Genomic DNA, 8,567 nt, shown 5'->3' on the forward strand with positions numbered 1-8,567 from the left:
TACGACTAGGCAACCAAGTGAAGATTGTACTTATAGCACATCGAACGAAGTTAACAACGTCGTACAAATTTAGTCGAGGCATAAATTACATCATGCCGCCCATTCCACCCATACCGCCCATGCCACCAGCACCGCCGCCCATAGCAGCCATGCCGTCATCGCTGTCTGGTAAATCAGTGATCATCACTTCAGTGGTGAGCATAAGACCTGCAACAGATGCTGCGTTTTCTAGTGCTGAACGTGACACTTTGGCAGGATCTAGGATACCCATTTCCAGCATATCGCCGTATTCACCAGTGGCAGCATTATAGCCATAATTGCCGCTACCATTTTTCACTTCATTGACCACGACAGATGCTTCTTCGCCTGAGTTGCTAACGATTTGACGTAAGGGTGCTTCCATCGCGCGACGTAGGATGTTCATACCTGCGTTTTGGTCATCGTTGTCGCCTGTCAGGTCAGACAATGCATTCATCGCACGCACTAACGCCACACCACCACCAGGGACGACACCTTCTTCTACGGCTGCACGAGTTGCATGTAGTGCATCGTCAACACGGTCTTTCTTCTCTTTCATTTCCGTTTCAGTCGCTGCACCTACTTTGATAACTGCTACGCCGCCTGCTAATTTTGCAACACGCTCTTGTAGCTTTTCTTTATCATAGTCAGAAGTAGATTCTTCGATTTGACGGTTAATAGATTCTACACGGTTATCGATGTCAGCAGTATTACCAGCACCATCGACGATGACAGTGTTTTCTTTACCAACAGTGACTTTTTTGGCAGTACCAAGCTGTTCTAGAGTCGCAGTCTCAAGGCTCAGACCAATCTCTTCAGAGATGACCGTACCGCCAGTTAAAGTTGCGATATCTTCCAGCATGGCTTTACGACGATCGCCGAAACCTGGTGCTTTTACTGCACAAGTTTTTAAGCCGCCACGCATGTTGTTGACAACTAGCGTTGCTAGTGCTTCGTTTTCTACATCTTCAGCGATGATTAGCAATGGTTTGCTCTGCTGCATTACTTGCTCAAGTAATGGCACGATCTCACGGATGTTGCTGATTTTTTTGTCGACCAGCAAGATGTATGGGTTTTCAAACTCAGCAGTCAGGCTGTCTTGCTTGTTGGCAAAGTATGGGCTGATATAACCACGGTCAAACTGCATACCTTCGACTACTTCTAGGGTGTCTTCAAAGCTTGAACCTTCTTCTACCGTGATGACGCCTTGCTTGCCGACTTTTTCCATCGCTTGAGAAATCAACTCACCGATTTTGGTGTCTGAGTTCGCAGAGATAGAACCGACTTGTGCAATGGCTTTATGGTCGTCAGCTGGAGTAGAGATATTCTGAATCTCTTTAACCGCCGCGCGAACCGCTTTATCGATACCACGCTTTAGGTCCATTGGATTCATGCCAGCGGCAACTGATTTCATACCCTCTTGCAAGATTGACTGCGCCAATACTGTCGCAGTCGTCGTACCATCACCGGCCACATCGTTTGTGCGACTAGCCACTTCACGTACCAGCTGTGCGCCCATGTTTTCGAATTTGTTTTCTAGCTCGATTTCTTTTGCCACTGAAACACCATCTTTAGTGATGGTTGGCGCGCCAAATGATTTATCGATAACGACGTTACGACCTTTAGGGCCTAGTGTTACTTTTACAGCATTTGCTAGAACGTTTACACCGTCCATCATTTGTTTACGGGCATCAATGCCAAATTTTACGTCTTTAGCCATGTTAAATTACTCCATTATTATAAATATAAAAAATCATAGATATAAAAAGTATAGTTGAATGGGTCGACAGTCTCGTCAAGAAAGACGATCAAATAATGACTGCCAAAAGCGTGCTGAGTACATCATCATACTCAGGAGAATTAACCTTCTAACACACCCAATACATCAGACTCTTTCATAATCAGTAGTTCTTCGCCGTCAACCTTGACAGTTTGACCTGCGTATTGACCGAACAATACTTTGTCGCCAGCTTTTACATCTAGCGCACGAGTCTCGCCGTTGTCACGAACCTGACCATTACCGACTGCCAAGACTTCACCTTGTGATGGTTTTTCTTGTGCTGAACCCGGAAGCAAGATACCACCGGCTGTTTTTGCTTCTTCTTCTATGCGACGGACGACGATACGGTCATGTAAAGGACGAATGTTCATCGAGATGACTCCAAAATTGTTTATTAAAATTGAGGGTTTATTTGAATTAATACTCTCAATAACGACATCCATATGAGAGGTGCTGCTACAAACAATGTAGCATCCAATGCGATATCAATGCGCCTTGAGCTTGTATCAAAAAATGGGGGCAAGATGAGTACGGTTCAAGTGCAGATAACCAAATTTTTATAAGATTTTTTCTTGATGGCAGTAACCCTATACTTACAACCAGTTACTAAATCTCCGAACATTGCGCTTCTGAGCAACATTGACTACAAGAGACAAACTCCAACCCCTGCAACCACTCTTGAATATGTAACAGAGTATGACCATTATAGTCCTTGAACACATAACACTCGACTATATAACAGTAGTACAGAACTCACAGAACGAGATTGGCTGGTATATCAGCGTAAGGATTAAGGAGTACCCATGAGTTTTTTAATGAATCACAAACCATCACTAACCAACGGTATTAGTAGCAATACAAGACGTGAAAAGTCTAGGTTTTTATTTGGCTTGACCACAGGTGCTAGTATCGCTGCTATTGGAGCTTTAAGTATGACTGCACCGACTCTTGCCAGCGCAAAGACCATTCAACCATCAAGCGCCAACTATAACTTTACAGTAGAAGACAAATACAAAGGCACAGCTACCCGAACCCTGAGTAAATCAGGAAGCACTTGGAAATACAATGTAAAAGCCCGTGTTGCTGGGGTCGCTAGTGCGTCACAGAGCAGTACATTTACCATCAACGGTAACAACGTCACCCCAAGTAAGGCCAGTACCATCTATAAACTGTTTGGTCTAGGTCGTACACACAACCTAAGCTTTAACTCTGGTACCAAAAAAGTCACCAGCACCTATCGAGGCAAGACCACGACCATGAATATGGCGCAGCAAGCCTTTGACGATCTAAGCCTTGAAGCACAGATACGCCAAGACTTATTAAATGGTAACTTCTCTGGCAACTACTACATGGCAAAAAAAGACAAAGTAGAAAAGACGCCATTTAAGAAGTCAGGCAATACAACAGTGACCGTCCCTGCAGGTACGTTTAACACGGTGCGTGTCGATCGTATCCACGATGACAGTAGCCGATCTACCAGCTTTTGGTTGGCACCAAGCTTAGACTACTTACCTGTGAAAGTAAGCCAGGTGAATGATGGCAAGAAAATGGACTTAGAGTTGACCAAAACTAACTAAATTATCGTGGGATGATTCGGTTGAATGTGTGACTCAAGCTTTCACTAACAGCTCAATTGAAGTCATACCCTCGCTAAGGTATCTTCACAAAAAAGCGGCGCTCTATATAAGAGCGCCGCTTTTTTGTAGATGCAGTCATGATAGCTATACTAGGAATTTCGAATGGTCAGTCTTGCAGACCTATATTGAGTTACGTCTATGCATCATGAACGAGGTTTTTTGACGACATTATTCATCGAAGGCAATCGCTTGAGTAAAATAAATAACCAAACGTTAACCGCTAGCAATAGCAAAAAGTCTATGAGATAGACGACAATCTCTGCCCAACCGCTTCCGTATATACGAGAGAACAATACCACTCCACTGGCACCCAAATACACCAGAGTCAGCATACTGCCTACCAATAATGCATAAGGTGAACGCCCGCGTAATATCCATGGCGTAAGGATAACGGCTGGTATCAGCCATAATGCTTGCCACGCAACACCGCCAAAAATATCGGGGCTGCTTGGATTAAAGATGCTGATAAGAATCGGCAACCCCAATAGCCTATATGCCAGCCAAATTAACCAAGTAAGCATTAAACGCTGACGAATAGGAGCAATCGGCTTTTTGGCTTTGATAGGCTTTCCAGATTTATTGACTGGTGTTTTATTATGGTCATTACTATCGAATTGAGTATCGGCCATCAGATATATTTACTTCCTAATTAGAGTGTGGGACAGCGAGCTGCGAGTTATCGGCTGCATTCATGGCTATGGCGGCACTTATCAAAGTCGCTTAGCGGTTCCAATCCGCCTGAGCCAGTGCTGTTGCGCTGATGGCCAAACGGCGACCTTGAGCGATAGCCAAATCGCGTTCATCAGTAGAGACTGACTGATCATGCGCCGCACCACTGACATGACTGGCACCATAAGGCGTACCACCACGTTGAGTACGGTTTAGCGCCGGCTCTGCATAAGGTACACCAACAATCATCATGCCGTGATGCATCAATGGCAGCATCATCGTCAGAAGCGTGGTTTCTTGACCACCGTGCATTGAGCCAGTTGCTGTAAATACGGCAGCTGGTTTATTTTGCAGATTACCAGCCAGCCATACTGTCACCGTACTATCCCAAAAATACTTCATGGGCGCAGCCATATTACCAAAATGCGTTGGGCTACCCAACGCCAGACCGCTACAGTCTTTAAGGTCATCCATGGTGCAATACAGATCACCTTCGTCAGGTATTGCAGGCTTACTGGCTGTGGTCTCAGGCGCTACTTCTGGTACCGTGCGGATACGGGCAGTCATACCAGCATCTTCGATGCCTTGAGCGATGGCATATGCTAATGTCTTCGTCGTACCATAATTAGAGTAATAGAGTACCAAAACATACGGGGTGGTCTGACTCATTAGCTATACTTCCTCATCAAATCGTCATTACTATTCTCATAGCACTCATCTCAGACAGCTGTTGTCTGTGCTTAGTATTTACGTCATAGCAGAGGCTTATTACTGCTCGGTACGCTTAATACTGGCGGGCTACGCTATGCACACATTATGCCCGACTCATTCACTGACATGCAATGACCTCACCGTATATTGTCGTGATTCAAATCCGATAATCGGCACTACTATGCATTTTGACACAATTAAACGGCAGGCGATAACGAGCCATCTTTGTTACACTATTGTCACTCTAATACTTGCTAGATGATACATATGGAAAAATTGGCAAAAAAACTCCCGTTTTTACAGCAGCGCTGGTTTCAGTTCTTACGCTTTTTAGTGAAGCATTTTTTCGAAGACAACTGCCAACAGAAGGCCGCATCACTGACTTATACCACGATGCTATCGATTATACCTGTCTTGACAGTATTGTTGATGATCTTATCTTCGATACCAGCGCTCGACTCTGCTAAAGCACAGATATATGACGTCATTTACAGTAACTTACTACCACAGTCTAGCGTGCAAGTTAGCCAATACATCAATACTTTCGCGGAGAAGTCGTCGAACCTGACCATCATCGGTGCACTGGTCTTATTTCTGACAACGATCATTACCTTAACCACTATTGAGCGCGCTTTTAATCAAATCTGGCGGGTGGAAGGTCGTTCGGGTGGGATAAAAAGCCTGCTACGTTACTGGACGCTCGTCACTTTAGGTCCGTTAGTGTTAGGCACGGCCTTTATCGCTTCAAGTGCCGTACAAAGCCTCAGCTTTCTGAACCGTCAAATCGCTGGTTACGGTATTGACTGGTCTTTTTGGGTACAGCTCGTATCAGGGGGTATCACTGTCGCAGGTTTCATCGGTATGTATTGGTTTATTCCAAAAGCACGCGTACCACCCAAAAGCGCAGCCATCGCTGGGTTAATTGTGGCCATCGTCTTCGAACTCATGAAACACCTATTTGGTACTGTCATCGCAAACTTTACCAGTTACGAAGCGATTTATGGTGCTTTTGCCGCATTACCGATATTTTTATTGTGGATATACCTGTCTTGGAACTTGATTCTGTTGGGTGTTGAAATCAGCTATACCTTGACTATTTTTGATACGGAAGAAGTCAAGCCGCGTCATCCATTTTTCAGCTTGCTCGATATGCTCAATTTGGCTTATACCCATCACTTAAAAGGCAAAGCCGTTAGTGAAAAAGCATTGCGCAACGTACTGGGGCGCCATGAGCTGCCCAAATGGTATACCTATATCAACTATTTACAGGACAGTAATCTCATCACCATGACTGATGATAACGATTACGTGTTGAAAAAAGACTTAAGCACTATGTCCTTGTGGGAGTTTTATAGTACTCTACCTTACCCATTGCCGACTAAAGACAAGCTCGATAACATGAAAGCCGAAGCTCAAGAACCTTGGTTAAACTTTTTAATCGATCGTTTTGAGAATACCGAGTCTTACGCGGAACAACAACTAAATCTGCCTCTAGATACCATTTTCGCTACTGCAGAGCCGCGTAAAGAAACGCTCCACGAAGATGAAAAATCCAGTATATTCGGCAGTGACTCAAGTACTGCGACTCCATCAGAAAAAAACAACTCAAACAGCGAAAGCACGCCGTATGTTGACCCTGACGCTTACGACAATCACAATAAGAGTGTCATTTCCACACTATCGAACGCACCTGCTGATACGAACAAGAGTAAACGTGGATATAAAAGAGCTGTCATTACAGAAGCAGATAATCCTAAAAAATCGAATAAATAAAAACCAATCGTAATGCGGTCTATATTCGACACTAAAACAAATACTTGCAAGGATCAATGGATAACCGGTGCGCCACTATTTATGACCAAACACTTGTTTTAATAACGCTTATAATCAATTAAGCTTATATAATGTATTAATTGAGTTGTTAACAACTGCCCTCACCAAAGCCTCATGATCAAAATTTTCGTGGTTGTAAACGTATATTGTCGTAAGCGTACATTGTTTTAGGCATATTTGACGGCTTGACTATAAAACAACCACCGCACTATTTTTGGAGTTCAAAACTTGAGCACCTCCCCTAACGATGGATTTACGAAACAACTCTTCGTAGCAGCTGAGCAAAGATTAAAACAGCTCTCTCAGCTGTTGTCATTACAAGTGTTGGCTGACTTACCCGATCGCTTGAGAAATTTTTGGCAAGCACTGCTTGGCTCTTATTGGTTTATACCCACTGCTTGCGTCATTCTGGGTATATTGCTTGCCCCCTTATTGGTGACGATTGACCAGTCCTTTGATCGTGAGGCTGTTAGGGATATTACCTTTGCTTTCACAGGCAATGGCGATGCTGCCCGCGCTATCATGACGTCGATAGCAGGCGCAGTATTGGGCGTCGCTGGCACCACCTTTTCTATTACTATTGCCGTACTGTCGATGGCTTCCTCTCAATTTGGCCCACGATTATTACGAAATTTTTTGACAGACACGCCGAACCAGTTTGTGTTGGGTGCGTTCATTGGTACCTTTAGCTACAGTTTGTTGGTGTTGAAGTCTATCCATGAATTCGACGTTGCTGTCGGCGTACCGCAACTGGCAGTGACTTTTGCTATTATTATGGCCATTATCTGTGCGCTTTTGCTCGTTTACTTTATACAGCGCATGGTACATGCTATTCAAGCATCACATGTCATTCAAAATGCCAGTAATGACGCCATGAATAATATTAACCACTGGTATAGTGACCATTGTGGGGTTCAACACCAGCGCGATATCGAACAGAACGACGTCGAACAGTTTCGTACATGGCTGGCGATGCCTATTTATCCGTCGCAGTCAGGCTACCTACAGCAAATCTATTTCGAATCACTGGTTACTCTCACACAAGACTACGGCGGCGTGATACATATGCATAGCAGGCTTGGTCACTACGTTACTGACAATAGCGTCATTGGCTATTTTTACCAACGCCCCTCAGACCACCCAAGCAATAAAAATCGAACTGGCACGCCAGACTTAAGCACCTTACCTCGCTCACCCGATGGCATATTTTGGCAGCGTCTGGCCGATTGCATCCCTATCGAAAAACGATCATCACCCTCCAATGATATCGCGTATAGCTTGGGACAAATGACTGAGATCGCTGTACGAGCATTATCACCGGGGATCAATGACCCCAAGACTGCCATCAACTGTGTGCAATCACTCACAAGTTGCTTGAGCGTTATGATGCGCAGCCAGTCACCCAGCCCATATCACTTCTACACGCCCACAGAAAACGACGACAGTGATGAAAGCGTCGTGGAGCGACAGCGCGTAGCGATATTGGCTGTCGTCACGAACCCGCCCAACATATCAGAGCTTATCAACACATCCATCGGAGAGGTCCGGCGCTACGCAGCAGCTGATCTAATGGTACTAAAAGAATTATGTCAGGCCGTGGTAAACCTCAATTACGCCAAAGTAAATGACACTCAGCAGCAAACTCTATTGAATGAGCTAAAGCTGATTAAGCGAGCAGGAGAAGAAAATCTGAGCTACCAAGAGTTAAAAGATGATTTGATTGCCATGTGCGAGGAAGCCAAGCGCTTTATACTTGATGAGAACTCGCAGCACCAGCATTTCAACTATGTCAGAGAGTTTTCAACCAACACCCGTCAAGCGCTACCAGCGACCACGAAATAGTTTTCGCTGACCAGAACCTGTTGAATATTTCATTATTGGAATATTTAATTGTTGAATGACTGAGAAGAACTGAAGCG

General features: G+C 44.6%; 7 protein-coding genes. 3 read left to right on the top strand and 4 right to left on the bottom strand.

Annotated elements, in window-relative coordinates; translation table 11 throughout:
* Positions 1–85: 85 nt before the first annotated feature.
* Complete coding sequence (gene groL, locus L0J61_RS06690; RefSeq protein WP_301465553.1) at positions 86–1,738, bottom strand: chaperonin GroEL; 1,653 nt, start codon at positions 1,736–1,738, stop codon at positions 86–88.
* A gap of 140 nt (positions 1,739–1,878) precedes the next feature.
* A complete protein-coding gene (gene groES, locus L0J61_RS06695) occupies positions 1,879–2,169 on the bottom strand; it encodes a co-chaperone GroES (protein WP_301465554.1) in 291 nt (96 codons plus the stop codon).
* A 432-nt stretch (positions 2,170–2,601) separates the two neighbouring features.
* On the opposite strand from groES, the gene L0J61_RS06700 reads away from it, so the two are divergent.
* Positions 2,602–3,375, top strand: a complete 774-nt coding sequence (locus tag L0J61_RS06700) for a DUF3108 domain-containing protein (RefSeq protein WP_301465555.1) — start codon at positions 2,602–2,604, stop codon at positions 3,373–3,375.
* A gap of 203 nt (positions 3,376–3,578) precedes the next feature.
* Here L0J61_RS06700 and L0J61_RS06705 read toward each other — a convergent pair whose 3' ends face one another.
* Both L0J61_RS06705 and wrbA read right to left on the bottom strand, forming a co-directional pair.
* On the bottom strand, positions 3,579–4,064 hold the full coding sequence (locus L0J61_RS06705) for a hypothetical protein (protein WP_301465556.1): 486 nt from the start codon (positions 4,062–4,064) through the stop codon (positions 3,579–3,581).
* Positions 4,065–4,155: 91 nt separating this feature from the next.
* On the bottom strand, positions 4,156–4,773 hold the full coding sequence (gene wrbA, locus L0J61_RS06710) for an NAD(P)H:quinone oxidoreductase (protein ID WP_301465557.1): 618 nt from the start codon (positions 4,771–4,773) through the stop codon (positions 4,156–4,158).
* A gap of 309 nt (positions 4,774–5,082) precedes the next feature.
* Between wrbA and L0J61_RS06715 the strand changes: the two genes are divergently transcribed.
* Positions 5,083–6,588 (top strand): YhjD/YihY/BrkB family envelope integrity protein, encoded by a 1,506-nt coding sequence (locus L0J61_RS06715; RefSeq protein WP_301465558.1) that lies wholly within the window; start codon positions 5,083–5,085, stop codon positions 6,586–6,588.
* 288 nt (positions 6,589–6,876) lie between these two features.
* Positions 6,877–8,490, top strand: coding sequence for a DUF2254 domain-containing protein (locus L0J61_RS06720; protein ID WP_301465559.1), 1,614 nt, complete (start codon positions 6,877–6,879; stop codon positions 8,488–8,490).
* Positions 8,491–8,567: the final 77 nt, after the last annotated feature.

This window comes from Psychrobacter sp. (genome assembly GCF_030457785.1).
GTDB lineage: Bacteria > Pseudomonadota > Gammaproteobacteria > Pseudomonadales > Moraxellaceae > Psychrobacter.